At 35.7% G+C, this 26,165-nt stretch carries 29 protein-coding genes; 21 read left to right on the forward strand and 8 right to left on the reverse strand.

What is annotated here, in order from left to right; genetic code table 11:
- Positions 1-116 precede the first annotated feature (116 nt).
- The 5 genes from G8O30_RS03770 (at position 117) to G8O30_RS03790 (ending at position 4,001) form a co-directional block, all read left to right on the forward strand.
- Positions 117-1,313 (forward strand): 2,3-diketo-5-methylthiopentyl-1-phosphate enolase, encoded by a 1,197-nt coding sequence (locus tag G8O30_RS03770; protein WP_239673657.1) that lies wholly within the window; start codon positions 117-119, stop codon positions 1,311-1,313.
- A complete protein-coding gene (locus tag G8O30_RS03775; protein WP_239673658.1) occupies positions 1,304-1,978 on the forward strand; it encodes an MtnX-like HAD-IB family phosphatase in 675 nt (224 codons plus the stop codon). Before G8O30_RS03770 ends, G8O30_RS03775 begins: the two co-directional genes overlap by 10 nt.
- Positions 1,975-2,598 (forward strand): methylthioribulose 1-phosphate dehydratase, encoded by a 624-nt coding sequence (locus tag G8O30_RS03780; protein WP_239673659.1) that lies wholly within the window; start codon positions 1,975-1,977, stop codon positions 2,596-2,598. Before G8O30_RS03775 ends, G8O30_RS03780 begins: the two co-directional genes overlap by 4 nt.
- A gap of 12 nt (positions 2,599-2,610) precedes the next feature.
- Entirely contained in the window at positions 2,611-3,144 is a 534-nt protein-coding gene (locus tag G8O30_RS03785; protein ID WP_239673660.1) for a cupin domain-containing protein, read from the forward strand.
- 614 nt (positions 3,145-3,758) lie between these two features.
- Positions 3,759-4,001 (forward strand): aspartyl-phosphate phosphatase Spo0E family protein, encoded by a 243-nt coding sequence (locus tag G8O30_RS03790; protein WP_239673661.1) that lies wholly within the window; start codon positions 3,759-3,761, stop codon positions 3,999-4,001.
- On the opposite strand, the gene G8O30_RS03795 is transcribed toward G8O30_RS03790, so the two are convergent.
- Complete coding sequence (locus G8O30_RS03795; protein WP_239673662.1) at positions 3,984-4,715, reverse strand: ZIP family metal transporter; 732 nt, start codon at positions 4,713-4,715, stop codon at positions 3,984-3,986. The genes G8O30_RS03790 and G8O30_RS03795 overlap by 18 nt on opposite strands.
- A 412-nt stretch (positions 4,716-5,127) precedes the next feature.
- On the opposite strand from G8O30_RS03795, the gene phnD reads away from it, so the two are divergent.
- From phnD to G8O30_RS03830, 7 genes are all read left to right on the forward strand, one after another.
- Positions 5,128-6,069, forward strand: coding sequence for a phosphate/phosphite/phosphonate ABC transporter substrate-binding protein (gene phnD, locus G8O30_RS03800; RefSeq protein ID WP_239673663.1), 942 nt, complete (start codon positions 5,128-5,130; stop codon positions 6,067-6,069).
- A gap of 134 nt (positions 6,070-6,203) precedes the next feature.
- Positions 6,204-6,980 (forward strand): phosphonate ABC transporter ATP-binding protein, encoded by a 777-nt coding sequence (gene phnC, locus G8O30_RS03805; RefSeq protein WP_239673664.1) that lies wholly within the window; start codon positions 6,204-6,206, stop codon positions 6,978-6,980.
- Complete coding sequence (phnE, locus tag G8O30_RS03810) at positions 6,973-7,794, forward strand: phosphonate ABC transporter, permease protein PhnE (protein WP_239673665.1); 822 nt, start codon at positions 6,973-6,975, stop codon at positions 7,792-7,794. Before phnC ends, phnE (G8O30_RS03810) begins: the two co-directional genes overlap by 8 nt.
- A complete protein-coding gene (phnE, locus tag G8O30_RS03815; RefSeq protein ID WP_239673666.1) occupies positions 7,794-8,591 on the forward strand; it encodes a phosphonate ABC transporter, permease protein PhnE in 798 nt (265 codons plus the stop codon). The genes phnE (G8O30_RS03810) and phnE (G8O30_RS03815) overlap by 1 nt, the downstream gene beginning before the upstream one ends.
- A gap of 66 nt (positions 8,592-8,657) precedes the next feature.
- The gene (locus tag G8O30_RS03820) at positions 8,658-10,226 is read left to right on the forward strand and encodes a bifunctional metallophosphatase/5'-nucleotidase (RefSeq protein ID WP_239673667.1); all 1,569 of its coding nucleotides are present in this window, start codon (positions 8,658-8,660) and stop codon (positions 10,224-10,226) included.
- A gap of 94 nt (positions 10,227-10,320) precedes the next feature.
- Complete coding sequence (locus G8O30_RS03825; RefSeq protein ID WP_239673668.1) at positions 10,321-10,755, forward strand: MarR family winged helix-turn-helix transcriptional regulator; 435 nt, start codon at positions 10,321-10,323, stop codon at positions 10,753-10,755.
- Between the two features lie 317 nt (positions 10,756-11,072).
- Positions 11,073-12,770, forward strand: coding sequence for a M3 family oligoendopeptidase (locus tag G8O30_RS03830; RefSeq protein WP_239673669.1), 1,698 nt, complete (start codon positions 11,073-11,075; stop codon positions 12,768-12,770).
- Between the two features lie 40 nt (positions 12,771-12,810).
- On the opposite strand, the gene G8O30_RS03835 is transcribed toward G8O30_RS03830, so the two are convergent.
- Entirely contained in the window at positions 12,811-15,852 is a 3,042-nt protein-coding gene (locus G8O30_RS03835) for an efflux RND transporter permease subunit (RefSeq protein WP_239673670.1), read from the reverse strand.
- Positions 15,853-16,115: 263 nt separating this feature from the next.
- Between G8O30_RS03835 and G8O30_RS03840 the strand changes: the two genes are divergently transcribed.
- Positions 16,116-17,147 carry a YkvI family membrane protein gene (locus G8O30_RS03840; protein WP_239673671.1) on the forward strand — a complete coding sequence of 344 codons (1,032 nt, stop codon included), beginning with the start codon at positions 16,116-16,118 and terminating at the stop codon, positions 17,145-17,147.
- Positions 17,148-17,206: 59 nt separating this feature from the next.
- On the opposite strand, the gene G8O30_RS03845 is transcribed toward G8O30_RS03840, so the two are convergent.
- A complete protein-coding gene (locus G8O30_RS03845) occupies positions 17,207-17,881 on the reverse strand; it encodes a hypothetical protein (RefSeq protein ID WP_239673672.1) in 675 nt (224 codons plus the stop codon).
- Between the two features lie 173 nt (positions 17,882-18,054).
- Here G8O30_RS03845 and G8O30_RS03850 point away from each other — a divergent pair, with 173 nt between their 5' ends.
- The 3 genes from G8O30_RS03850 to G8O30_RS03860 all read left to right on the forward strand — a co-directional run bounded on the left by G8O30_RS03850 (position 18,055) and on the right by G8O30_RS03860 (position 19,491).
- Entirely contained in the window at positions 18,055-18,174 is a 120-nt protein-coding gene (locus tag G8O30_RS03850) for a DUF6254 family protein (RefSeq protein WP_239673673.1), read from the forward strand.
- A gap of 64 nt (positions 18,175-18,238) precedes the next feature.
- Positions 18,239-19,003 carry a hypothetical protein gene (locus G8O30_RS03855; RefSeq protein WP_239673674.1) on the forward strand — a complete coding sequence of 255 codons (765 nt, stop codon included), beginning with the start codon at positions 18,239-18,241 and terminating at the stop codon, positions 19,001-19,003.
- Between the two features lie 14 nt (positions 19,004-19,017).
- Positions 19,018-19,491 carry a hypothetical protein gene (locus tag G8O30_RS03860; RefSeq protein ID WP_239673675.1) on the forward strand — a complete coding sequence of 158 codons (474 nt, stop codon included), beginning with the start codon at positions 19,018-19,020 and terminating at the stop codon, positions 19,489-19,491.
- A 47-nt stretch (positions 19,492-19,538) separates the two neighbouring features.
- On the opposite strand, the gene G8O30_RS03865 is transcribed toward G8O30_RS03860, so the two are convergent.
- Positions 19,539-19,724, reverse strand: coding sequence for a YkvS family protein (locus G8O30_RS03865; protein ID WP_239673676.1), 186 nt, complete (start codon positions 19,722-19,724; stop codon positions 19,539-19,541).
- A 240-nt stretch (positions 19,725-19,964) separates the two neighbouring features.
- On the opposite strand from G8O30_RS03865, the gene G8O30_RS03870 reads away from it, so the two are divergent.
- Complete coding sequence (locus tag G8O30_RS03870; protein WP_239673677.1) at positions 19,965-21,185, forward strand: MFS transporter; 1,221 nt, start codon at positions 19,965-19,967, stop codon at positions 21,183-21,185.
- 11 nt (positions 21,186-21,196) lie between these two features.
- On the forward strand, positions 21,197-21,391 hold the full coding sequence (locus tag G8O30_RS03875) for a hypothetical protein (protein ID WP_239673678.1): 195 nt from the start codon (positions 21,197-21,199) through the stop codon (positions 21,389-21,391).
- A gap of 55 nt (positions 21,392-21,446) precedes the next feature.
- On the opposite strand, the gene G8O30_RS03880 is transcribed toward G8O30_RS03875, so the two are convergent.
- Positions 21,447-21,818 (reverse strand): PilZ domain-containing protein, encoded by a 372-nt coding sequence (locus tag G8O30_RS03880; RefSeq protein ID WP_239673679.1) that lies wholly within the window; start codon positions 21,816-21,818, stop codon positions 21,447-21,449.
- 148 nt (positions 21,819-21,966) lie between these two features.
- On the opposite strand from G8O30_RS03880, the gene G8O30_RS03885 reads away from it, so the two are divergent.
- From G8O30_RS03885 to ptsP, 3 genes are all read left to right on the forward strand, one after another.
- A complete protein-coding gene (locus G8O30_RS03885; protein ID WP_239673680.1) occupies positions 21,967-22,224 on the forward strand; it encodes a hypothetical protein in 258 nt (85 codons plus the stop codon).
- Positions 22,225-22,493: 269 nt separating this feature from the next.
- On the forward strand, positions 22,494-22,760 hold the full coding sequence (locus tag G8O30_RS03890) for a phosphocarrier protein HPr (protein WP_239673681.1): 267 nt from the start codon (positions 22,494-22,496) through the stop codon (positions 22,758-22,760).
- Positions 22,760-24,478: a phosphoenolpyruvate--protein phosphotransferase gene (gene ptsP / locus G8O30_RS03895; RefSeq protein ID WP_239673682.1), complete on the forward strand. Its 1,719-nt coding sequence runs from the start codon at positions 22,760-22,762 to the stop codon at positions 24,476-24,478. The genes G8O30_RS03890 and ptsP overlap by 1 nt, the downstream gene beginning before the upstream one ends.
- Positions 24,479-24,540: 62 nt before the next feature.
- Here ptsP and G8O30_RS03900 read toward each other — a convergent pair whose 3' ends face one another.
- From G8O30_RS03900 to G8O30_RS03910, 3 genes are read right to left on the reverse strand one after another with little or no spacing between them, the layout of a single operon-like run.
- Positions 24,541-25,068: a hypothetical protein gene (locus G8O30_RS03900; RefSeq protein ID WP_239673683.1), complete on the reverse strand. Its 528-nt coding sequence runs from the start codon at positions 25,066-25,068 to the stop codon at positions 24,541-24,543.
- A complete protein-coding gene (locus tag G8O30_RS03905) occupies positions 25,058-25,543 on the reverse strand; it encodes a signal peptidase I (protein ID WP_239673684.1) in 486 nt (161 codons plus the stop codon). Before G8O30_RS03905 ends, G8O30_RS03900 begins: the two co-directional genes overlap by 11 nt.
- Positions 25,540-26,088, reverse strand: a complete 549-nt coding sequence (locus tag G8O30_RS03910; protein WP_239673685.1) for a CalY family protein — start codon at positions 26,086-26,088, stop codon at positions 25,540-25,542. Before G8O30_RS03910 ends, G8O30_RS03905 begins: the two co-directional genes overlap by 4 nt.
- Positions 26,089-26,165: the final 77 nt, after the last annotated feature.

Here is a 26,165-nt window from a genome sequence, read left to right on the forward strand (position 1 = left end):
TGTAACAACTCATCGCCCGCCACGTGATGTGGCCCGTACTTAGATGAGTATCCTTATTACAAATAATTTTTTTAACTAACTATGAACCATAACTAATCACATCCAGAGGTGAAAGCATGAGTTACATTCAAGCAACATATAAATTTCCCACAAAAGTTGGGGGAACCGAAAGAAAAGCAGAAGGAATCGCACTAGGAATGACGGTAGGTTCTTGGACGGACCTTACAGAAATGGACCAACAACAGCTGTTACGACACAAAGGTAGAGTTGTATCAGTGACAGAAGTAGAAGAAGATAGCAATTTATTTGGAATAGCTATTATAGAATATCCTACCGTGAATTTTTCACCAGATTTACCAGCAATCCTAACAACCATCTTTGGAAAGCTATCACTTGATGGTCAAATTAGATTACAAAACATTTCTTTCTCAAGTGGTCTTGCTGAACAATTTCCAGGTCCAAGATATGGTGTAAAGGGTATTCGTGACATTCTAGGTGTATATGATCGTCCACTTTTAATGAGTATCTTTAAAGGTGTTATTGGTAGAAATCAAGCTTACTTAAACCAACAATTAGAAGCACAATGCTATGGTGGTATGGATTTGGTAAAGGAAGATGAGATTCTCTTTGAAAATGAATTAACTCCCTTTGTCACTAGAATTAAAGAAGGTAATAGAATTACTAAAAAGGCTTATGAAGAGACTGGACACCGAACTTTGTATGCTGTGAATTTAACCGGCAGATCAACAGATTTACTTAACAAAGCAAGATGGGCTAATGAAGCCGGTGCAGATGTGTTGTTATTTAACGTTCATGCGTATGGACTAGATTTGCTGCAAGCTATCCGTGAAGACGAAGAAGTGCATTTGCCGATTATGGCACATCCTGCGGTAGCAGGAGCTATGAGTGGTTCTTCTACTCATGGAATAGATTATTCTATTTCGCTCGGTACATTCATTCGTGCTGCGGGTGCAGATTTTTCATTATTCCCATCTCCATATGGTTCGGTAGCTTTACCGTTTCAAGATGTACAAAACATTGTGTCTAAATTATCAGAAGAAAATGTCTGGAAGCCTACCTTTGCTGTTCCATCGGCGGGTATCCACCCGGGCTTAGTACCAACTTTGGTAAAAGATTTTGGTGTTGATCAAATCATAAATGCAGGTGGGGGAATTCATGGGCATCCACAAGGTGCATTAGCAGGGGTGAAAAGCTTTAAGCAAGCATTGCATGCAACGCTTGCTGGTGAAAGCTTAGAAAATGCGGCAAGTAAACATCGCGAGCTAAAAGAGGCGTTACAGTTATGGGGATAAATAATGTACAAATTTTTTCCGACTTTGACGGTACTATTACGTTAAAAGACACTATTGCTCTTATTATGGAACGATTCGCACCACCTGAGTGGAACGAGTTAAAGGATGCAGTGTTAAGTCAACAGATGCCGATTGAAGAAGGTGTAGGTAGGATGTTTGCATTCTTACCTAGTGATTCTTTGGAAGAGATTAAAAATTATGCAATAGAAAAGAGTGTTATTAGAGAAGGATTCGGTACATTTCTTACGTATTGTCAAGAAGAAAATATACCTTTTCATGTAGTTAGTGGTGGTATGGGTTTCTTTATAGAACCTATTTTAGCTCCGTATCTAAATATGATAGATTCTATTTCTTGTAACTCTATTACAGAAAAAAAGGAAAGATTGCATGTTCTCTGGCCTTATCCATGTGAGGAAGAGTGTATTGGTGGATGTGGGTGTTGTAAACCGGCTGTTATAAAGCAGAAAAAAGATGCCGAAGCATTCACCGTGCTAATCGGAGACTCTGTAACAGATATTAAGGCTGCTCATAAAGTAGATTTAGTGTTTGCTAGAGGAAGTCTCGGTAAATATTGTGAAGAACATAAGATACCGTATCTACCTTACGAAACTTTCCTTGATTGTTTACATCACTTGAAAACGGTGAAAGAGGGGGTACACAGTTGATTACGTTACCTACATATACAGAAAGATGGGAAGAGTTAGCGGAATTGAAAGATCAGTTTGCCGTAAGGGATTGGTTTATGGGTACAAGTGGGAATATATCTATTCGTGTAAGTAGTAGTCCTACGTTATTTTTAGTTTCTGCTTCTGGTAAAGATAAAACAAAACGAACACATCAAGATTTTGTTTTAGTTGACGAGAACGGAGCTTTAGCACAAGAAACGGTGGAAAGACCATCTGCTGAAACATTGCTGCATGTAGAGGTGTATAAAAGACAAGAAGTAAAGTGTAGTCTTCACGTTCATACGGTAGCAAATAATGTGATTTCAGAAATCTATGGAGATCAAGGATATGTAACATTTAAAGGTCAAGAGTTAATAAAAGCATTTGGCCTCTGGGAAGAGGATGCGGAATTAACGATTCCTATCATAAAAAACTATGCTGACATCCCTACATTAGCTAAAGAATTTGGAAAACACGTTAAGGAAGATGCAGGCACCGTTTTGATAAGAAATCACGGGGTTACGGCGTGGGGAAGATCTGTGTTAGAAGCAAAGAAACAGATAGAAGCGTTAGAGTTTTTATGTCAATACAAGTTAGAGTTTCGAAAATTAGGATTGTAGGAGGAGATTAACATGGCAACAATTTTTGTGCAAAACGCAGAAAAGTGGATTAACGTACAAGAGGAAGTAGAAGCATATCTAGATACTAATGAAGTTATTTATGAAAACTGGGACGTAACAAAGCTAAGTGACCGACTAAGCGGCCAGTTTAAATTGTCTGATGAAGATAAACAAGAGATCTTAGAAACATTCAAAGTAGAAATTGCAGATATCTCAGAACGCCGAGGATATCAAGCACAAGATGTTATATCGCTTGTATCCGATACACCAAATTTAGAGCAACTATTAGCGAATTTCCAGCAAGAACATCATCATACAGACGATGAAGTTCGCTTTATTGTTAGTGGCCACGGAGTTTTTGTTATCCAAGCTAAAGACGGAGGATTCTTTGAGGTACACCTAGAACCAGGAGATTTAATCTCCGTCCCTGAAAACGTACGTCATTATTTCACACTTTCCGAAGACCGCCAAGTAGTAGCGGTACGAATCTTCGTAACACCAGAAGGTTGGGTGCCAATTTATGAGCCAGAGGAAGCGGTAAACTAATAAAAAGAGGATGAGACAAAAATAAAAAAGGTACATTCAAAATAAACGAATGTACCTTTTTACGTTGTATTTCGGTTAATATTACTGCAGAATTAGTGCTTTTACAGATAAAATTTTTGGGGATTGGAGTGGAAGGGGGCGACTCCTACGGGAAAGGAACGCTGTCTAGATCCAGGTGCGCAACCGCTCGGGAAAGTCCAAAAGCCCTCCGGTGGCTGAAGAGCTGCCTCCTCAGGCTTCTGAACTTTCCTGCCGCGGCTAAACACGCTCCTTTCGCTTTTCGAAGTGGAAAGCGTCCCCCTGCAACGGAAATCCCTGTGCAGTCAATTTCGGTTTTTGCCCAGCCTCTTTATTAAATCATATATTTCACTTGTTTAATTTAATCGTCGAAACAACGAACAATTAGCTTATCGAGACTAAATGTCTATTGAAAATCCAAAAAACTCCATCGACAAAACATGGGATTTGTGTCGGATTATGCATATGTCAACTGTCGAAATATAGGAAGTTTACACTTTGTTTGTCTAGTATTGCGAATCTATTTACAGGTCGACAGCAAATTGCGATAATCGCATAGTATTCAAAAAGAACATGTCGTAAAGGAGTAATGAAAGATGGTTTCCACCGTTCGTCAAAAAAGATTATTACATATGATTCATTTGAAAAGAGAAGAAATGATTATTCTAGGTTTAACGAAAGGATTAACTCATTCTTCCACAGTAGATTGTAGTCAAGAATTAGATCACCTTCTAAACAAATACGATGAAGAATCCAAGAATCCCAATCACTGGACCAGGCAATTCATGTATTTTTTAGTTAGAAGAAACATTCCTAACAGATTAAAACAATTGGGTTAATAGAACCATAAATAATAAACCGACTATGAAGGAATACGTTGCATTTCGTTCGTTTCCATCTCCATGACTCTCAGGTATTAGTTCCTTGTAAATGATAAATAACATCGCACCAGCTGCAAATGCTAAACCATATGGTACAAGATTTTGAACATAAGCAGTAAGTCCAAATCCAATCAGTCCAGACACAATTTCAATGGCCCCAGTCAAAGTTGCCACAACAAAGGCCTTCCACTTCTTGATTTGTTGATTCACTAAAAACATCGCAACCAACAATCCCTCAGGTGCATTTTGTAACCCTATTGCAAGAGCAATTAAATTTCCTGTTCCAGCTTCATCTGAAGCGTAACTTACACCAACAGCTAAACCTTCGGGAATGTTATGTAGTGTAATAGCTGCGATAATAAGCATAGCTTTTTCGTCAAATGCAATCCCTGTTTTTGAATGGTTCAAATCGATATGCGGAATGTTCTTTTCTAATGTTGTAAGAGTATAGACTCCTAAGAATACACCAACTGCTAAAGGGATAAAACCACCTTGACTTAAAGAATCCGGAATTAGGCTCATAGTTGCTGCAGCCATCATAATTCCAGCTGTAAAGGCTAAAATAACATCCCTCCATTTATGGGTTAAAGTTTGGTTCATAAACAAGATTAGTAAAGCTCCTAGTCCTGTAGATAGGGCGGACAAGGAACTGCCCCAGATTACTTGTTCCATCTTAACGCTCCTTAAAGAAGACTCGATTATTTAGTAGTACTTATTTAATTATATTGTACTCTATTTGAAAAGGGAAAATCATTTGTTTTAAAAGACATAGTATATTAGTAAATGACGGTATTCTAAAAAAAGCTTTGTAAAATCACTATTAAAATGTATTCCCATTGTTAACAAAATTCAAGAGGAATTTACAATTTTTCTGTTATATATACTGTTAAGTGTAAATAAATTGTAAACTACAAACTAATGAAATTCACGAAAACCTTTGGCATACAAAGGTTTTTTCTTTTACATAAAAAGGGGAATTAAAAGAAATTGTAAAAAAAGCGTGAAAACTATGGAAATTTGTCGGACTAATAGGCATAATGAATCATGTAGTGAACAAAACATTTTTTGGGAGGAACAAAGTAGAATGAAAAAGTTTTTAAGCCTTTTATTTGTGATGGTTTTAGCTTTTGCTTTAGCTGCATGCGGTACAGAAAGCTCAAATGGTAACGCTGGATCCGGCGACAATGGAACGGATAATGGTGGTAGCGAGACACCTGAAAAACTAGTAATGGGATTTGTTCCTTCTCAAGACTCTGACACAATTGCAGACACGGTTGAACCTTTAGCTGAACGTCTTAGTGAAGAATTAGGAGTAGAAGTAGAAGGACAAGTTATGACTAACTACACTGCACTAATTGAAGCTATGGGCGCTGGACAAGTTCAAATTGGATTTATTCCTGCTTTTGCTTATATTTTAGCTAATGAGCAATATGATGTAGAAGTTCAATTAAAGTCAGTTCGTCATGGAAGTGGATTCTATAAAGCTCAATACGTAGTTGCTGCTGATTCAGGAATTGATAGTTTAGCAGATTTAGAAGGTAAGATCTGGGCTTATCCAGATGCTGCTTCTACTTCTGGATTCTTATTCCCAGCTGCACAATTAATGGGTGAGTTTGATATTGACTCAGCAGAAGCACTTCAAACAGAATTCTTTGCTCAAGGTCTATCTACTGGTGGACATGATAATGCTGCAATTGCTGTGTACGAAGGTGATGCAGATGTTGCTACAACATTCACTGATGTTCGTGAAACATTATTAGAAGAGTACCCTGATATGATGGAAAAACTAAAAGTAATCGGTACTACAGATGACATTCCAAACGATACTATTTCTGTAGTGAAAGAACTTGATGAAGATATGAAAAACAAAATTAAAGAAGCATTCTTATCCTTTAACGAAGATGAAGAAATGATTCAGATTATGAAAGACGTTTATAGCTGGGATGCTATTGATGAAGCTACTGATGAAGAGTATCAAGTAGTTCGTGATACGTATCAAAAATTAAAAGATTCTATCGAGCTTTAATCTAAGCGGTGGGAGAGGGGATATTTCTCCTCTCTTTTCTATGTCAACACGAATGATGTATTAGATAGATAACGTAGAACCAGATAATAGAAGACTGTTAGATACACCTAAGATATTTGGAGGGGTTTTTAATCATGATCGAATTTAAAGATGTTTCTTTAACATATCCTAATGGCACAAAAGGATTAAAGAACGTGAATGTGCAAATTAATGAAGGTGAATTTGTTGTTATAGTAGGTTTATCAGGGGCAGGTAAATCTACCTTTATAAGAAGTATTAACCGATTAGTCACACCAACGGAAGGTGCGTTATTGGTAGACCAAGAAGATATTCTAAAGTACAAAGGAAGAAGATTAAGAACGCTTCGTACAAAAGTAGGAATGATCTTCCAAAACTATAACTTAGTAAAAAGGTCAAATGTGTTAAAGAATGTGTTGGCTGGACGTCTAGGGCATACAGGAACTATCCGCTCGGTTTTAAATCTTTTTAGTCGTGAAGATCGTGCTCTAGCTTACGAAAGTTTAAAGCGTGTAAACATTGAAGAAAAGCTTTACAACCGTGCAGATGAGCTTAGTGGTGGACAACAGCAACGTGTTAGTATTGCACGTGTGTTAACGCAAAAACCTAAGTATATCTTAGCAGATGAACCTGTAGCTTCATTAGACCCACCGACGTCCCATCAAGTAATGACATATCTGAAAAAGATCAATCAAGAAGATAACATTACAACAATTGTCAATCTTCATTTTATTGATATGGCGATGGAATACGCAGATAGAATTATTGGAATGCGTGCTGGAGAAGTAGTATTTGATGGACCCGTATCTGAGGTAACGGAAAAGACTTTTGAAGAAATATATGGACGTTCTATCCGTGAAGATGATTTACGTGGGGGAAATGGAAATGAGTAATGTTCCAACATCCATGAATCTTTCGTCTAAGACAAATACGCCTAATATGCTTCCAGCAAAAGTGAAAATGAGAATGACAGCGATATTTATTGCTGTTTTAGGATTTTACTTGTTTAGTTCATACAAAACAGATGCTTCTTTTCTTGAATTGATAAGCGGTTTAGGGAACATGCCATTGTTATTAGAAGAATTCTTTCCACCAAACCTATCTTTGTTTTCTAAGATTTGGCCAAGTTTAGCAGAAACGATTCAAATGGCTATTATTGCTACAACGATTGCTGCAATGCTCTGTGTACCTCTAAGTCTACTAGCAGCAAATAACATTGTAACAAACAAATATTTATACAATACTGTTCGATTCCTGTTAAATTTACTTCGTACAATACCAGATATGGTATTAGCGATTGTGTTTGTTTCTTTATTTGGATTAGGTGTTCTACCAGGTATCCTTGCATTAATTGTTTTTTCACTAGGAATTCTAGCAAAATTAATTAGTGAAACGATTGAATCTATCGACACAAATCCGCTAGACGCGATGCGTGCTTCTGGGGCTAATTCCGTCCAAATGATTTCTTTTTCTGTGGTTCCACAAGTTTTACCACAGTTTTCTTCATTTGTTTTGTATGTTTTCGAAATTAATATTAGAGCATCTGTAGTATTAGGGCTTGTTGGTGCAGGTGGAATTGGTCAAGTTTTAAATAACCAATTAAGTATACGCGCTTATCCAAATGCCATGGGAATTATCATCATCATCTTTATTTTAGTAATCATCATTGAGTTTATTTCCAACAAGATTAGGGAGGCGATTATCTGATGACGTTACAATTACCTCCAAAACCAAAGAAAAATAATGTGAAAATTGCTAAAAGAGTTGCTATTGCGGTAGCCTTAGTTGCTTTATACACTTGGACTTTTATGGGCATAGATATTGATTGGGCTAGAGCAGTTGATCGTATGACGAATAACTTCGAGAAAATTATTCCTAGATTATTTTCACCAAGCTGGGAAGACTTTCCTGCTGTGATGGACTCCATGTTAGAAACAATCTATATTGCATTTGCAGGATCGTTAATGGCAGCTATCCTTGCCATTCCATTAGGATTTTTAGCTGCAAAAAACATGACGAAGATACCTGTGTTGACAGCTTTAGGAAAATGGGTTTTAAGCGCCATTCGTGCATTCCCTGATATTATTCTAGCCATTCTGTTCATCGTGGCAGTAGGAATTGGTCCTTTCGCTGGAGTTCTTGCTATTGCCATTGGATCAACGGGGATGCTTGGAAAACTTTATTCAGAGGTTCTAGAGTCCATTGATAAAAATATAGTGGAAGCAATGGAGGCGTCTGGAGCGAATAAGGTTCAGATTCTTTTCCACGGAATCATCCCTCAGATTATTCCGGAATTTTTGTCTTACGCGATCTATCGCTTTGAGGTTGACGTACGTGCTTCAACGATACTAGGTGTAATTGGTGCAGGTGGTATTGGTACGATGATTCTTTTCGCTAACATTAATCGTAACTGGGAGCAAATGGGGTTAATCTTGCTCGTTATTATCGTTGTAGTAACGGTTATTGATGTCATCTCTACTCAAATTCGTAAGCGTATTGTTTAAAGTCAACAACCGCCTAATTTAGAGTTCTACCTCTAGAGGCGGTTTTGTTTATGGAGGGGGAAGCAAGTGGTAAAGCAACACACACTGTCCATCGTGTTAACAAGCGATATTCACGGACAAATAGTTCCTGTACATTATGGGACAAAATCAGAGACGTCAGATGGATTAAGCAGAGTGTCTACTTATGTAGAAAAATTAAGAAAACGCACTTCCGTGTTATTAATAGATAATGGGGATAATATCCAAGGTACTCCCCTAACGTACCATTACGTTAAGGAAATGCGTCATTCACCAAATCCAGTTATTATGGCGATGAATTATATGGAATATGATATAGCAGTTATTGGGAATCATGAATTCAATTATGGAATGGAAGTTTTACATAATGCCGTAAAAGAGTCTACATTCCCTTGGTTATGTGCAAATATTATTAACAAGAAAACTGGATTACCTATTTTCGGCAACCCGTATGTAGTAAAAAAAATAAATGGAATCTCTGTAGCAATTCTAGGCGTTACGACACATTACATTCCAAATTGGGAGAATCCTAAACATATAGAGAACCTAGTTTTTGAAGATGTAAAAGAGACAACAGAGCATTGGGTAAAGAAGATACGACAGGAAGAGAAACCAGACCTTCTAGTCGTTAGCTATCACGGAGGATTTGAAAGAGATTTATCTACTGGTGAACAAACAGAGAATTTATCGTCTGAAAATCAGGGATTCGAAATTTGTAAGGATATTCAGGGAATTGATATTCTGCTCACAGGTCATCAACATAGACAAATACATCAATTTGTCCACGGGGTTGCGGTAGTTCAGCCTGGTTTTAAAGGAGAAGTAGTAGGGCAAGTAGATGTTATTTTTGAAGAACACCAAGGTAATAGAATTGTAAAAGACATAGCGCCAAAGTTAGTTTCAATGAGAGAAGTCAAAAGTGATTTGGCGTTAGAACAACTGGTTCACGAGTATGAAAGCAAAACACAAAGTTGGTTAGATCAACCTATTGGGTATATAGATGGAAATATGTTGATTCAAGATCCTTTTGAGGCACGTTTAAAAGAGCACCCATTAACAGAATTAATTAACAAAGTTCAAATGGAAGTAGCAGGGGTAGAAATATCTAATTCTGCAATCTTTAATAATGAAGCGACAGGGTTACCTTCAAAAGTTACGATGAGGGATATAGTAGCAAACTATGTTTATCCAAACACACTTGCTGTGATAGAGATTACAGGGAAAGATATGAAGGATGCATTAGAGCGATCAGCATCATACTTTACCATAGGGCCAGAGGGTCAAATTACTGTAAATCCAACATTCTGTGATCCTAAGCCTCAACATTATAATTACGACATGTGGGAAGGTATTGAATATACAATCAATGTCTCCAATCCTGAAGGGAACAGGATTGAGAATTTAATTTACAAAGGAAAATTAGTTCAAAAGGAAGATTCTTTTGACGTCGTTATGAATAACTACCGGGCTGGTGGTGGTGGAGATTATCCTATGTTCAAAGGAAAGCCGATTAAACGAGAAATTCAAACTGATATGTCTGAAATCCTAGCTACCTATTTTAAAAGAAATCCACTCATTAAAGCACAAACAAATGATAATTGGCGTGTCATAAAATAAAATACCACCTCTTGGAAGATTGTAAGATTGACAAGGTAGGACTTCTTTCTTAAACTAATGATGACAGTTTAAAGATTGAAGGAATGAGTATTTAATGACAACAGAAAATTCACTAAAACTATTTATTGTTTTATCAAAAGCAACGAAAGCAATTCACGAATATCAGAATAAATACATTCAACAAGCTGGGTTGAATCCAACGGAATTTGCCGTTCTAGAGCTTTTGTACCATAAAGGAGACCAACCACTTCAGAAAATCGGAAGTAAAATTTTGATTGCAAGTGGTAGTATTACCTATGTAGTAGATAAGCTGGAGCAAAAAGAATTCGTGGAAAGAATTGCATGCCCAAATGATCGTAGAGTAACATTTGCGCATATTACGGAAAGCGGAAAAGCATTTATCGACGAAATTTTCCCGGCACACAGCGAAAGACTGGACGAAATCTTCTCCGTCATAACGGAAGAAGAAAAGCAAGCAGCCATTACCATCCTAAAAAAAGTGGGTATCTCGGCTAGGGATAAGAGTTAATCTTACTAATTCTTTAGATTAATTATAAAACAGGTGTGTTGTTTCGACCGAACAATACACCTGTTTTTGTTATGTTTAAAAATTGTAATCAATCATTAAATTTAATTCTGCATAAATTTTGTATCTAAAAAAATATATTAGGGATTGAAGCGGAAATCCAGGTGCAGTAATTTTGCTTACAGAATGTAAACTTTCAAAAATAGGAAAGAAAGTACACATATAGAAATAAGTTAGTAAAGATAATTTCATTTTCCAACAAGGAATTTGTCGTTTTTGCTAGAATATATTACTAGATTGTAGAATTAAGGAGGATTTATATGAAGACCTTTACAGAGTTTGAATACGTAAGACCCAATAAAGAAGAAATAGAACAAGTGTTAACCGGATTATTACATACTTTTCAAAACGCTCCAAATGCAGAAGAGCAAAAAAAAGTAATGCAAGAAATTAACCAGATTCGTCAAGACGTCGATACAATGTTTAATCTTTGTTACATCCGACACTCTATAGATACAAACGATGAATTCTATCAAGCCGAGCAAGACTATATGGATGAATTAGCTCCACAATTAGAAGAAATTGTGTCTAAGTACTATAAGGCTTTAGTGGAATCTAACTACAGAGAAGAGCTTGAAAAAGAGTTCGGAACTCAACTTTTTGCATTAGCAGAAGCACAACTTAAAACATTTTCACCTGAAATCATCCCTTTAATGCAACAAGAAAATAAACTATCATCTCAATATACGAAGTTAGTAGCTTCTGCTTCTATCATGTTTGATGGAAAAGAGCTTACTCTAGCTCAATTAGATCCATATACAGAATCATTAGATCGAAATGTTCGAAAATCAGCGTTAGAAGCAAAATTTGCATTCTTTGCTGAAAATGAAGCTGAATTTGACCGACTATATGATGAGTTAGTAAAGGTGAGAACAGAAATTGCTCACACTCTAGGATTTAAGAACTTCGTAGAGTTAGGCTATGCTCGTATGTTCCGTACCGATTACAATGCAGAAATGGTCAAAGCATATCGAGATCAAGTAAAAGAAATTGTCGTTCCTTATGTAACAGAGCTAAAGAATCGTCAAGCTGCTAGAATCGGCGTAGATTCCTTAAAACATTATGATGAAACACTTCAATTCACAACTGGTAATGCTACACCTAAAGGTAATCCTGATTGGATTGTGGAGAACGGAAAGAAAATGTATGAAGAGCTATCTCCAGAAACGAATGAATTCATTCACTTTATGTTAGATCAAAACCTTGTGGACTTAGTTGCGAAGAAGGGAAAAGCTAGCGGCGGATACTGTACATTTATTCCAAACTACAGTGCTCCATACATCTTCTCTAACTTCAATGGAACATCAGGTGATATTGATGTATTAACGCATGAAGCTGGTCACGCTTTCCAAGTGTATATGAGTAGAAATATGACGGTTCCTGAGTATGTGTGGCCAACGTACGAGGCTTGTGAAATCCACTCTATGAGTATGGAATTCTTAACGTGGCCATGGATGGAAAACTTCTTTAAAGAAGATGTGGAAAAGTATAAATTTAGTCATTTATCTAGTGGTGTAACCTTCTTGCCATATGGTGTAGCAGTGGATGAGTTCCAACATTTTGTTTACGAAAATCCTACGGCAACTCCAGAAGAAAGAAAGAATTACTGGTCTGATTTAGAGAAAAAATACCTTCCACACAAAGATTATGATGGTTTTGATTATCTAAATCGTGGTGGAATGTGGCAGCGACAAGGTCATATTTATAACTCTCCATTTTATTATATTGATTACACGTTAGCGCAAGTATGTGCATTCCAATTCTTCGCTTTAGCAGAAGAGGATCGAGAAAGTGCGTGGAACGCTTATGTGGAATTATGTAAAGAAGGTGGCAGACAATCATTCCTAGGATTAGTAGCTAAAGCAGGTTTGCAATCACCGTTTGAAGATGGAAGTATGGATAAAGCATTTGGGCATGTTAAAGCTGTATTAGATGGTATTGATGATACGAAACTGTAAAATTAGAAGAGCTGTCCCGATTCAGGGACAGCTCATTTTGTTATTGTTTTTCTTTTAATTGTTTTTTGCTTTCTTTAAAAAAGAACAGTTCATATAACACTGGTAACAAGACTAACGTTAGCAACGTGGAGGAGGTTAATCCACCGATTACTGTAATCGCAAGACCTTTGGAAATTAACGTTCCAGAAGAAGTGGTAAACGCTAATGGTAATAGGGCTGTAATTGTCGCAAACGCCGTCATTAAGATTGGGCGTAAACGAGTTTTACCAGCTTCCACTAAAGCCTCCCTGATAAACATTCCTTTTTCTTCAATGTTTTGTCCTACGCGGTCTACCATCACAATCGCGTTCGTTGTTACGATACCAATTAGCATTAAGAATCCAATCATTACACTTACAGAAAGCGGTTCTTGTGCAATAAATAAACCGAAAAGTGAACCTATTGGAACAAAGATTAACGAAGATAAAATAATAAACGGAATTCTTGCTTTTCCAAATGTAATTAGCATGGTGATATAAACTAATCCAATTGCAATTAACATAGCTAAACCTAACTGTTGGAAAGTTTCCACTGTCTCATCACTTCCGCCACCACCTTCGAATGAAACACCATTTGGAAGCGTAACGTTATCTTGTACACCATTAATTACTTCTTGTGTGACGGCTTGAATGTTGTCTCCGACTATTTGAGCAGAAATACGTGCATACACATTCCCATCAAGTTTTTGAATACTTGTAAAGCTTTCTACTTCTTTCACTTGAGCTACATCTGATACAGTATATACTCCTTGTGAAGTAAATAGAGGTAAGTTATTTAAATCATCTAACGTGATTTGATCTTGTTCATACTGAATCTGAAGCGAACGATCTGAATCTGTCAGACTAAAGTCATTAATGGTAACAGGGCGAGTTTGGTCACTAATCGTTCCTAACACTTGGAATCCACTAATACCTAATTCACTTGCTTTCTTGCTATCAATATCTACAACAATTTGTTTTTGTTTTTCACTAAAGTTGTTGGAAACATATTTTAATGTGTTAAGTGAATTCATGTAGTTTTCTACTTCGATAGACGCTTCTTGCAATGCATCCAAATCATCTGAAAATAAATCAATATTTACATTATTATTAGACGGTGGTCCACCTGTAGACTGTTCCTGGACACCTAGAGTTGCTTCTGGTTCCATTTCAAATACAATCTCTTCCATTTGACTCTGTAATTCAGGAATGAACGAAGCGACTTCTGCATTTTCATTTAAACTTAAGAAATAGTTAGCTTGATTCTTTCGCTTAAGTCCTGTTTGGAAATCTCGACTACCAATACCAGCTGTTACGTCTTCAATGGTATCATTTTGATCAAAATACTGTTCTAGTTCTAGAGCTATTTCATTCGTTCTTTCTAGTGATGTAGAAGATGGAAGTCTAACACTAGCTACTAATAATTTTTGTTCTTCATTCGGGATAAACGTAAATCCAAGGGAGGAAGTTAGGCCAAGTCCTCCTAATAGAGTAAGAACAGATAAACTTATAACAATCCATTTTTTCTTAAGAGACCAAAGAATGACTTTACCAAATGCACGTTCCATCTTGCCTTCTTTCTCTTCTGGTGGAACCTTCTTAAACGAAAACTTAGCCAATATAGGAACAATGGTGATCGCTACGATTAGTGAAGTTAATAAGGCAAAAATAATCGTAAGGGCAAACGGTAAGAAGAATTCACCAGTAATTCCACCTACAAATCCTAGTGGCAAGAAAACAACCACAGTTGTAATAGTGGAAGAGGTGATGGCTTTTAAAATTTCTTTCGTTGATGTTTCAATTAAGTCATTGGTCATTCCTTCTTGTGATTTTCTTACGCGCCGGAATATATTTTCAATTACCACAATACTATCATCCACAACACGTCCAACCGCTACAGCCATACCACCCAGTGTCATGATATTTAAAGATATATCTAGTTGATATAAGAATATAGACGCTACCAGTAGGGATAACGGGATGGAGATAATAGCGATAATAGTCGCTCGAACATTTCGTAAGAATAACAACACGGCAATCGAAGCAAACAATGCTCCTAATAATCCTTCTTTTACTAATGTTTCAACTGATTTCGTAATACCTTCTGCAGAATCAAATCCAATGGAATAACGGATTTCATCATCGTATTTGTTCAAGACTTCTAACACCTGATCCGCTACTTCTACTGTATTTGCATCTTGTTTCTTCGTTACAGCCATCGATAAAGATTCTTCTAAGTTAAAACGTGTAATTTCTGGCTTTTCAGATGTTTCTTTTATTTCAGCAATATCTCCAAGAGTTATCGATGTAACAGGTGCATTTGGATTTGAAAATGCAGGCGTAATAGTTAAATCTCTTAAGGTTTGAATGGTATCTACTTTTTCTTGAACCCGAACAGGAATTTCTATAGATTCACTTGTAATGGTACCAGCTGGGAAAGATAAAGATTTATCTGTAATTTGTTTTCTAATTTCTTCTAACGTTAATCCATACTGAGTTGCTTTATCGGGGTCCACAGAGATGGAAAGAAGTTCTTCCACTCTACCGCCGACTGAAATGGAATTAATGCCGTTAATTTTGTTTAGTTCAGGAAGTAGTTTTGTATCTACTACTTCTTCCACGCTTGTGTCATCAACACCAAATAAAGAAATGTTAAATATAGGGAATGTACCAAAGGAAAACCTATTTATCTCTGTTGATGTAGAGTCAGGAAGATTTGCTTCTTTAAGAATATTTTCCACTTGCTGCTCTACTTCATCAATATCAGCACTAAATGGAAATTCCATGTTAATGATGGAGACACTGTCAAATGAAGTACTTGTGATAGATTTTACACCTTCCACTGCATCGAGCTGATCTTCTAATTTACTTGTTACATTTTCATCCACATCTTCTGGTGAAGCTCCTGGATAAATGGTTTCAACAGATAATGTTGGGAATTCAATGTTTGGTAAAAGGTCCACTTTTAGACGTGAAAAAGAGTATAAGCCAGCCAAAATGAGTAGAAATGAAATAATGAAAATGGCTACTGCATTCCTCAAACTAAATCTTGTTAAGAAATTCATTTTTATTCCTCGCTTTTATTTTGATTTTGCTCAGAAAGTATATTTCTCCTTAGAAGTAACTTTCTGTGTTTTCCTTTTCGACACTATTGTACGAAAAAAAAATACACATAGCACGTTATAATGTGCTAATGGAAAGATTTATTATTCGACTTTGAATACACATGTGTCGAAAAATGTGTGAGTTTCACAATTCTCAGTTCAACCTTTCTCTTCTGAAATAGCAAGCTTGTACATATGATGAGGAGAAGGGAAGTGATGAACGGATGAGAAAATGGTTTACTTCTATTCAAGTTGCAGCTGTATATGTTGGCACAGTTGTGGGAGCAGGGTTTGCAACTGGAAGAGAAATCATTGAATTCTTTACACAGTACGGTTTCATAGGAATTATTGGCGTAGCTATTGCTGGAATCTTATTCATACACCTTGGTACAAAAATGATGATTCTAGCAAGAAGAATTCAGGCCACATCATATGAACAATTTATGACTCATATATTTGGAAATATTTTTGGTCAGGTTATGAACCTTCTATTACTTGTTATGTTAATTGGTGTCATGGCAGTGATGTTGTCAGGTGCTGGTGCGGTATTTCAAGAACAACTCCAATACTCTAAACAAATAGGTGTATGGCTAACAATGCTACTTGCTTTTATCGTTATGATAGTGGGAACAAGAGGTTTGGTATACGTAAATACTGTGGTTGTGCCCATTATGATATTTCTTGCCATCATGTTGTTTGTTCATGCAATTGGACAACCACTTTTTTTGGAACAAAATTTAGTCGTTCCTGTAATAGGAGAAGGGTGGAGAGCATTATTGTCACCATTTTCTTATGCAGCTCTAAATTTGATATTAGCACAAGCGGTTCTTGTACCATTAGCTACAGAGGTGGATGATGAAGAGGTAATAAAAAGAGGAGGATGGTTAGGAGGAGTTTTTCTAACATTGATTCTTCTTGGTTCTCATATGACACTTTCGATTATTCCTGATGTAACAAGTTATGAGATCCCAATGGCTGTGGCGATGAGTAGTTTTTTATTGGCTTTCTATGGATTCTATATGGTAGTCATTTATGGTGAAGTGTTTACTTCTATCATAGGAAGCCTTTATGGGTTGGAGAAACAATTACTTCCATATGTGCGTATACCAAGACTTTTTATCCAGGCTGGTCTGTTGCTAGTAGCTTATTTTATTAGTTTCTTTGATTATTCCTTGCTTTTATCTATCTTGTACCCGATTTTTGGTTATGTTAGCTTATTATTTTTAGTATTACTTTGGAGAAACAAAGAAGTTTAGACTTCTTTTTGTAGCTATAATAAAGGAAAAAGCAATCCATCAGTTGGATTGCTTTTCGTTTATTCTGTCACTTCAATTGTTCCTGCCATACTTAACAGCGCGTCTGTCCATTGGTCGTCCGGAGTTGTAAAGATGGTAAATTTAATCTTCTTTGCTTCATCTACTACACTAATTACTTTAGAATTAGCGTTTTCTGCAACAAACTGATTCTTTCCAGGTAACCATTCCGAATGCTTGTCTGATGTGAAGTCATTTACATCTTCATTAGTAACAGCCAATTGTTGTTTCGTATTTTCAAGTACAAACGCAATATCACTATCGGCTGGTAGTGTTTCAATTCTCATGAATACGCTAGAATCTTCAGATAAATAGACAACATCTTTAAATGGTTCTTCGGCTGTTAATTCATACTCTGGTAGAACGTATAAAGAAAAAGGCTGATTGTCACTATTCTTTAAAAAAGCTGTTGTCTCTATTTCTTCTGAAGCTTTTGAGTAGGTAAGTTGACGCTCTAGAAGACGAATTTTTGTATCTTCCTCTGGGTTTGTTTCCGTGCCCTCTTCAGATACTTCTGTAGTTTCCTCAGTTGAATCTTCTTGTTGATTAACAACTTGTTCAGATCCATTAGAAGTATCTACTTCATCTACTTCCCCTGATGTGGAATTTGTTCCACAAGCTGCAAGTAAAAGGATTGAAGCTAGTGTTGGAGTTAACACCCATGTTTTTAGTTGCATATTTCTTCCTCCTTTAATATCTGTCCATCTACTATAATAGACGATTTTGTTGGTATATGGTTACAAAACAAACAAAATAATGATTACGTCCTAGTTCTTGGAGCGTTCTTTTACGTATAGGAGTAGGTAATTAAGCAAACTGTAAGTAAGAATACATTTTAGGAGGAAAGAAAATGACTGAATCTAAACATGAACAAGAAAGAAAATGGAACGTTCGTAAACAAGACCAAAAACCACATGGGAAAGTAGAAAGCTTTAAACAACTTAGCGAGAGTCCATTAGATAAGAAATAATTTTAGAACATACTTTTTCATATTTGTGGAAATATAGTAATGAAAATGGATAGGGGGGATGGTAATGAGTGAAAGGTATCAATTAGTGGAAGCTAGCTCTATTTCTATTAATGTTAGCCATTATCATCAACCGCTTATCCTAACGTGGTGGGCAGCGGCTTTTCCAGGGTTTGGGCACTTGTTATTGGGGAAATATGCAGTTGGATTAATATTAATCTTTTGGGAAGTATTAATTAATTCTTTAACGCATCTAAACCATGCGATTTTTTTATCTTTAATTGGACAATTTGAAGAGGCCAGCACACTTCTTGATTATCGGTTTATTTTCTTATATGTGACTGTGTATGTCTTCTCTATTTGGGATACATATAGAAGAGCCGTAGAATTAAATAAGATCCACACGTTAGCTTCTGCAAAGCCCATTGTAATAAAAAAAGATCCAGTGAATTCATTCGAGACCAATTATTTTGATTTAAGAAGCCCCATTCTTGCAATAATTTGGTCTTTCATAACCCCGGGGCTTGGGTATCTATACATTAACAGAATTCCATCTTTAGTTATCAGCATAATATTATGGGTGTCTCTTTCGACATTAGCACATCTTTATGAAGGAATATTTTTCACCTTAATGGGGGATTTTGAAAGGGCTAGAATAGTCATGGATGTTCAATGGAGTTTATTCTTGCCTTCCATTTTTGTATTTTTTGCTTATGATGCTTATGTAAGTACCGTAGAATATAACAAGATTTATTTAATTTCCCAAAAAGAACATTTAAGGAATCATTATCAACCTAAACATTTCTCTTTTTGTAATAAAGAAAATGAATGAGAGTAGGGTGTGATTTGTATATTTTCGCCACTTTTAAACACTCCAATTTAGTTGAAATCTTTGTAAATGAATTATTGGAAATGGAAGTACCACGGGACAACATATTAATAGTTCCACTAGAGGTTACGTCAAATGATATAGGTTTATTAGATACGATGTATCAATCGGACGGGAAAAGTTTGATGGATGTAGCAGGTGTTTTAGGCACTGTATTTATGCTAATCGGGACAATTTATGGATATGTTTTGCGAATAGGTCCAGTCTTATCTGGTTTAGTTGGTTTAGTTGTTGGAATAATAAGTGGAATAATCATTGATTATTTTTGGACAAGAAGAAAAAACAAAGTCACCATTAAGAGAAAAGAGTATGCAGACATTGTGGTAACAGTTTTCTGTAAGAGAAATGATAAAAGAGCAATAATGAGTGTCTGTGGGAAAAATGGGGCTTTAGCCATAGGAATCTACGAAGGGGAAGATTCCTCTACATAAAAACGCCGAATCAATTATAGGAGATTCTGGCGTTTTTATGTTTCATGCTATAACGTACCTTGAATAATTTTATAGTTTTTGTGATTTACTACTGTTTTTTCCTCAAGTTCTAGATCTCTGTAATTTTCCATAATGGTTAAATCCACAATAACAGAGTTCTCATTTACTTTTTCCACTAGACCTAATAGTCCTTCTCTAAACTCAATAATATTACCGATTTCTGCTTTTTTCATTTCGCATCGCTCCTTTGGCAAGTGGGACTACGCATTAATGATTAGTTACTATTCTCCTATATTTTTAAACACACGTAAAGTCATTTTTTCATTTTTTTGAAAAATAGGCTAATTTTCATGTAAGCGGAAACATTTAACTTATTTCTTATTCTCAGAAATAAGCGTAGACAAAGGAAGTAGTCCGAGAGTAAAATATTTAGTAACTCGAAATAAAGGGTAAATCGAAGGAATGGTGAATATATGTGGCGTAATCGTAATATATGGATATTACTTAGTGGAGAAGCAATTGCAAACGTAGGTCTTTGGGTTGGAATTATAGGAAATTTAGAATTTTTAAGCATGCATGTTCCTTCAGATTTTGCTAAGTCACTGATCCTTTTTGTGGGGCTATTTTTTGGTGTTTTGTTTGGTCCTATAGCAGGTAAAATGATTGACCAATATTCCATAAAATCGATTCTTTTCTGGTCATCTTTTATCAGGATGATTACCGTATTATTTATGTTTATAGCAATTAGTCAACAGCAAGTTCTTTGGATGATGGTGTATATGTTAGGGATTGGGGTTTCAGCAGCTTTTTATTTTCCAGCATTGCAAGCTCTCATTCCTAGAATAGTAGAAGAAAAAGACTTATTAACCGTGAATGGTGTTCATATGAATGTGGGAACTTTAGCAAGGATTGTAGGGACGGCAATAGGCGGTATTTTGGTCGTTAGTCTAAGTTTAAATGTGACGTATGCATTAGTATTTGCTTCGTACCTAATCTTGTTAGCTTGTATTCCATTTCTTCAATTATTAGATGAAAAGAAACAAGTGGAAAAAGGAAAGAAATTCACTAAAGGTTCTGGTTTTAAAGAGGTACTTCCTCTTTTAAAAGAACATCCTAGAGTATATCAAACACTTTTACTCACACTAGTTCCTATCTCTTTTATTGGTAGTTTTAATTTAATGGTGTTAAAAATAAGTGAAATACAACAAAACCCTGCAATAAAAGGGTGGCTATACACATGTGAGGGTATTGCTTTTATGGTAGGAGCATTTTTAGCTAAAAGATTTTCTCAAGGAAAAGATAAACTCGGGTTTATTACTGTTTCAGCAGTATTTATAGCTGCCTCACAGTTACTTTTATTTTTTGCAGACTCCTTTATAATGTCTGTTATTGCATTTAGTTTATTTGGTATTAGCGCAGGTGCGTTCTTCCCAGTTGCAGCGACAATTTTCCAAACAGAAGTACCAAAAGAGATTCATGGTCGTTTCTTTTCGTTTCGTGGTATGATGGACCGTGTATTGTTCCAAGTTGTACTTGTGTTCACGGGGTTCTTATTAGATGCCGTTGGATTCTTTTTCATGATTATCATTTTTGGTTCAATATCAATTGTATTAGCACTAACTATGACGGTAAAGTATATAAAAAATCGAGAAAATGAAATTAGTGCTAAAGAAAATTCTGTACATGTCGGATAAGGGTGAGTAACTTGAACATAGAAGAAATGAATAAATTATTTGATCAATTAGTTAATGGAGAAAGAGATTCATTGCAGGTGACAAAAGAAGATTTTCTTTTATTTCGAAAAGTTTTGGTAAATCGAGCAGATTTCAAACACTTTAGAGGAGTTGCAGAACGTGGTGGATCGGTGACTTACTTTTATGAAAAAGAGGAAAGAAGTTAGGATTACTTCCATAAACATATTAGGCAATTAAGTCGTAAAAAAAAGCCATAACTTTTTACTTGTTATGGCTTTTTTTTACGATTTTTTTAAGTTCAGTTATGATTTGGTTTTCCACTTCAGGATTCGGAGTTGATTCAAAACCATAAAGGTAGCCAGAATGATCTTTCTTTTTCCACACAATGGTTCCGTATGTCTCCACTTGGATATCTCCTAAAGGAAATTTTATGTGTAGAACAACATCTGGATTATCTTCTGGGATGTTTAAAGGACATGAAAATTTTAATCCACTTGGACTAATGTTATCGATTAATAACTTTCCTAGCTTTGTTTCTGTTTCTTTTTGTGTATTGGAGATTTTTATGGAAAATGTACCTTCAATTGGTTTAATTAAAGAGAAGCGAAAGGATTCATCTCTTTTATATTTCATTGTTTTTCCCCTCCTAATTGTGTGTTACCTTTAGTTTACTCAGTAGGAAGAAATACGTAAACTAAAAATAGTAAGAAAAAGATAACTTGTACGTTCTACATTGTTTCTTCTGACATACATATGAAGAAAAAACAGGAGTGTGTAGAATATGTCTAATCATGACAAAGTGAAGGAAACAGCTTCATCTATTCTTGCTTTATTAGTGAATGAGCAGCCGATTGTTTGGACGGAGAGAGAGCTAAAACAAACAGCTGAATGGCTGGCAAGAGCTTTACTAGAATTAACTAATGGAGGTCAGTCTTCGTTAGAAAGTGACGATGTATTAACTGGAGTAATGATGAAATTAAAAATAACGGAGAACATATTGAGATACAAGATAGCCAAACGTGAACAACCTAACCAATAATTTCATTTTCTAAACTTTCATCTGCTATACCAATTTTCCGTTATCTGAATCAATTCAGTGAGAATAGTTTTCTTTCAATAGTACATTTTCAAAAAGCCCTTTCCTTGTTTTTTGGAGGGGTTTTTGCTATTCTAAATGAGGATTTTAAAGTATTTATCACAACTTTCATCATGTAAATGCTTTCATTAAAATCTTTTCTTGACTGAACAAGAAATCTTGGATAATTTAAGAAAGCAGGAACATGATAGTACAAAAGGAGTTTGATTTTAATGGCACAAAAACAATTTACAGTAACAGCAGAAACAGGTATTCATGCTCGTCCAGCAACTTTATTAGTTCAAACAGCGAGCAAGTTTGATTCTGACATTCATTTAGAATTTAAAGGTAAAAAAGTGAACCTTAAGTCAATTATGGGTGTTATGTCTCTAGGTGTTGGTAAAGATGCAGAAATTACTATTATTACTGAAGGTAGCGACGAGGACGAAGCATTAGCTACTTTAGAAGAAACGCTAAAAAAGGAAAACTTAGCTGAGTAATGACTAAGCAATTACAAGGTATTGCTGCTTCAAATGGGATTGCCATGGCTAAAGCGTTCAGACTTATTGAACCAGATCTATCTTTTGAAACAAAGAAAGTAGAAGATGGTTCAAAAGAGGTAGAGCGCTTCCGTCAAGCAGTCTCTGTTTCGTTAGAGGAGCTTTCTGCAATTCGCGATAAAGCGAAAGTAGACCTTGGCGAAGATAAAGCAGCAATTTTTGAAGCTCACTTATTAGTCCTCAATGATCCTGAGCTTTTAACACCTATAGAAGATCAAATTAAAACTGATTTAATCAACGCAGAAGCAGCTCTGAAGGAAAAAGCAGACTTTTTTGTGACAATGTTTGAACAGATGGATAATGAGTATATGAAAGAGCGTGCTGCTGATATTCGTGATGTAACAAAGCGTGTAATGGCTCACCTTCTAGATGTACCATTAGCTAACCCTAGTATGATTAATGAAGAAGTAGTTATTATTGCAGAAGATTTAACGCCTTCAGATACCGCGCAATTAAATCGCCAGTATGTGAAAGGGTTTACGACTGACATTGGTGGTCGTACTTCTCACTCAGCAATTATGGCTCGTTCAATGGAAATTCCAGCAGTAGTTGGAACGAAGGAAGTTACTTCTGTTATCAAACATAATGATTTTGTTATTGTGGACGGTTTAACAGGAGAAGTTCATATTAATCCATCAGAAGAAGTAATTGCATCATATAAGCAAAAACATGCAGAGTATGAAGAACAAAAAGCAGAGTGGGCAAAATTAATTAATGAGCCTTCTGTATCTGCTGATGGTCATCATGTAGAACTAGTAGCTAACATCGGTACACCTAATGATATTCAAGGTGTAATTGACAATGGTGGAGAAGGTGTCGGTTTATACCGTACAGAATTCCTATACATGGGTCGCGATGAACTACCTACTGAAGATGAGCAGTTTGAAGCTTACAAAGCTGTTTTAGAAGGTCTTAAAGATAAACCTGTAGTAGTACGAACGTTAGATATCGGAGGAGATAAAGAGCTTCCATATCTACACCTACCGAAAGAAATGAATCCTTTCTTAGGGTACCGTGCAATTCGTTTATGTTTAGATCAACAAGATATTTTCCGTACACAATTACGCGCACTATTGCGTGCAAGCTCTTATGGTAACTTAAAAATCATGTTCCCTATGATTTCAAATTTACAAGAGTTCCGCGATGCGAAGGCAATCCTTTTAGATGAGAAGGACAAGCTTGTAGCAGATGGTGTAACAGTTTCAGAAGATATTGAAGTTGGTATCATGGTAGAGATTCCTTCTACTGCTGTTATGGCAGATTTATTTGCGAAGGAAGTTGATTTCTTCAGTATTGGTACAAACGATCTTATCCAATATACGATGGCAGCAGATCGAATGAACGAACAAATCTCTTATCTGTATCAACCATACAACCCAGCTATTTTACGTTTAGTGAAGATGGTGATCGATGCTGCTCACAAAGAAGGTAAGTGGGCTGGAATGTGTGGAGAGATGGCAGGAGATGAGTTAGCATTACCAATTCTTCTTGGATTAGGATTAGATGAGTTCTCTATGAGTGCAACGTCTATCTTACGTGCAAGAACACAATTAAAATCATTATCCAAAGCAGAGATGGAAACATTGGCGGAAAAAGTTCTTCAATTACGTACTAATGAAGAAGTTATGGAAGCTGTTAAAGCTGTTATTGGTGAGTAATGATATTCATTTAGAACACATAAAAAGGTGTATTCTTCCTAGAATGCACCTTTTTATCATTATTAGATTAAACTTAAAGAAAAACTTATGGGAATATCATATGTTAAATCGGTGTTTACATCTTTTACACGTACAATTCCCTCGTACTGTCCACCAAGTACACCCAAGAGTGAAAAAATCTGAAAATCTATAGTAACTGGTATTGTACTATTAGCAGGTATTGTAGATGGATTAACTGTTAATACGCTTGTACAATTTATTACTGAAGAAGCAGGTTTACTTAAAGAGATTATTTGAAATTCTAAAGTGGTACTTGGTCCTTTATTTATAATCGTAAAGGAAGAAGAATATGACTTTGTGATAGTGGAAATTAAACTTGTATTTCCTAAATCTATTTTTAACTCTTCGTTTATTCCTGTAGCAACCTCTGAACCGCTACTAGAAAAAATGAAATAAAATTTAATATCTTTAAGTGTGGTGAACGAGTTGCTTAAAGATTTATTGTCGTAGTACAATGCGGTACTTGTCGTGATAAGACTCCCGTATAGTGTTAGAGCAAGTATACAAATAAGAGTTAACTTATTTAACATAATCCTTTTTTCCTAACTCAAAAAAACTCTTCACAAAAATAAATGCTAAGAATACACTCATGAGAAAATTCTCTTGTATCCAAAGGATAGTTCCGCCAATAAATGGAAGGTGATATTGGTACGTTCCTAAAATATCTTTTTCTTTTAGAATTGCATTATCTTTTATTGGATTATCGTCTCCTTTGGTGACATACTTTACTTTGTTCTCTTCAACGAAAATTCTCTCAACACGATGAAGTACATATGAATCCTTATACTGAAATAAAACAATATCTCCTAAAGTAATTACCTCTTCTTCTTTTGGTTTAACAATTACAGTAGAATGTTCACCAATTGTTGGTTGCATACTTCCGCTTGTTACTACATAAGACTTCCAACCAAAAAAATAAGGGAAAATTACTATAAATGCAGGGATTAAAAGGACAACTAGTATGCCAAAAAGTATTTTATCTTTAAGATACCTTTTCCTTCTCATCGACTTGTACCCGGAAGTTGGGTTGCGGTGAAAGTAAACTCTACCTGTTCGGTTATATTTTGAAATGAGTTACCAGCTGTAACGGGGAATGTTATGAAGACATCTAGCGTCTCGCTTTCACCTGGTAATAAGGATGAAACAGCATTTCCAGTGGTCATTGCACTAACGGAACCATTATAAATTGATCCCCCTGAATGAGAAACATCTACTTGTAATCCATCAATGGCATCCGTGAATAATAAACTGTTAGAAAGAGAATTAGATGTTATTTCGTACGTGTATGGGACTGTCCCTGTATTTACTACGGTAATACTACGTAAAATGGAGTCCCCAGGTATAAGGTTTGGTATATCAAATAATTGAGTAATAGGACTTAATTCTAAACGTAGAACCGCCGTTTCTACTTCATTTGTAGGTGTGGTTTCAGCGTCAGTAAATAGTGCTGTGGTTTGTCCAACTAGTAAAAAAACGATTAAGATACACGTTACAAGTATAAAACCTAGAAATTTTTCTGTGGGGAAACTTACATTCTTTTTTGTAAACATACGATCTAATTTACACTCCTTATAAAATTTTTAGTATATATTTATGTATAATTTTCTATTTTGTTCCTTTTTTGGTA

The organism is Mangrovibacillus cuniculi, assembly GCF_015482585.1.
In the GTDB taxonomy this organism is placed as follows: Bacteria; Bacillota; Bacilli; order Bacillales; family R1DC41; genus Mangrovibacillus; species Mangrovibacillus cuniculi.

Bases quoted from the DNA above. Each gene is read 5' to 3' on its own strand.
- G8O30_RS03770 (WP_239673657.1), top strand. From the start codon at position 117: ATGAGTTACATTCAAGCAACATATAAATTTCCCACAAAAGTTGGGGGA.
- G8O30_RS03775 (WP_239673658.1), top strand. From the start codon at position 1,304: ATGGGGATAAATAATGTACAAATTTTTTCCGACTTTGACGGTACTATT.
- G8O30_RS03785 (WP_239673660.1), top strand. From the start codon at position 2,611: ATGGCAACAATTTTTGTGCAAAACGCAGAAAAGTGGATTAACGTACAA.
- G8O30_RS03790 (WP_239673661.1), top strand. From the start codon at position 3,759: ATGGTTTCCACCGTTCGTCAAAAAAGATTATTACATATGATTCATTTG.
- G8O30_RS03795 (WP_239673662.1), bottom strand. From the start codon at position 4,715: ATGGAACAAGTAATCTGGGGCAGTTCCTTGTCCGCCCTATCTACAGGA.
- phnD (WP_239673663.1), top strand. From the start codon at position 5,128: ATGAAAAAGTTTTTAAGCCTTTTATTTGTGATGGTTTTAGCTTTTGCT.
- phnC (WP_239673664.1), top strand. From the start codon at position 6,204: ATGATCGAATTTAAAGATGTTTCTTTAACATATCCTAATGGCACAAAA.
- phnE (WP_239673665.1), top strand. From the start codon at position 6,973: ATGAGTAATGTTCCAACATCCATGAATCTTTCGTCTAAGACAAATACG.
- phnE (WP_239673666.1), top strand. From the start codon at position 7,794: ATGACGTTACAATTACCTCCAAAACCAAAGAAAAATAATGTGAAAATT.
- G8O30_RS03825 (WP_239673668.1), top strand. From the start codon at position 10,321: ATGACAACAGAAAATTCACTAAAACTATTTATTGTTTTATCAAAAGCA.
- G8O30_RS03830 (WP_239673669.1), top strand. From the start codon at position 11,073: ATGAAGACCTTTACAGAGTTTGAATACGTAAGACCCAATAAAGAAGAA.
- G8O30_RS03835 (WP_239673670.1), bottom strand. From the start codon at position 15,852: ATGAATTTCTTAACAAGATTTAGTTTGAGGAATGCAGTAGCCATTTTC.
- G8O30_RS03840 (WP_239673671.1), top strand. From the start codon at position 16,116: ATGAGAAAATGGTTTACTTCTATTCAAGTTGCAGCTGTATATGTTGGC.
- G8O30_RS03845 (WP_239673672.1), bottom strand. From the start codon at position 17,881: ATGCAACTAAAAACATGGGTGTTAACTCCAACACTAGCTTCAATCCTT.
- G8O30_RS03850 (WP_239673673.1), top strand. From the start codon at position 18,055: ATGACTGAATCTAAACATGAACAAGAAAGAAAATGGAACGTTCGTAAA.
- G8O30_RS03855 (WP_239673674.1), top strand. From the start codon at position 18,239: ATGAGTGAAAGGTATCAATTAGTGGAAGCTAGCTCTATTTCTATTAAT.
- G8O30_RS03865 (WP_239673676.1), bottom strand. From the start codon at position 19,724: ATGAAAAAAGCAGAAATCGGTAATATTATTGAGTTTAGAGAAGGACTA.
- G8O30_RS03870 (WP_239673677.1), top strand. From the start codon at position 19,965: ATGTGGCGTAATCGTAATATATGGATATTACTTAGTGGAGAAGCAATT.
- G8O30_RS03880 (WP_239673679.1), bottom strand. From the start codon at position 21,818: ATGAAATATAAAAGAGATGAATCCTTTCGCTTCTCTTTAATTAAACCA.
- G8O30_RS03885 (WP_239673680.1), top strand. From the start codon at position 21,967: ATGTCTAATCATGACAAAGTGAAGGAAACAGCTTCATCTATTCTTGCT.
- G8O30_RS03890 (WP_239673681.1), top strand. From the start codon at position 22,494: ATGGCACAAAAACAATTTACAGTAACAGCAGAAACAGGTATTCATGCT.
- ptsP (WP_239673682.1), top strand. From the start codon at position 22,760: ATGACTAAGCAATTACAAGGTATTGCTGCTTCAAATGGGATTGCCATG.
- G8O30_RS03900 (WP_239673683.1), bottom strand. From the start codon at position 25,068: ATGTTAAATAAGTTAACTCTTATTTGTATACTTGCTCTAACACTATAC.
- G8O30_RS03905 (WP_239673684.1), bottom strand. From the start codon at position 25,543: ATGAGAAGGAAAAGGTATCTTAAAGATAAAATACTTTTTGGCATACTA.
- G8O30_RS03910 (WP_239673685.1), bottom strand. From the start codon at position 26,088: ATGTTTACAAAAAAGAATGTAAGTTTCCCCACAGAAAAATTTCTAGGT.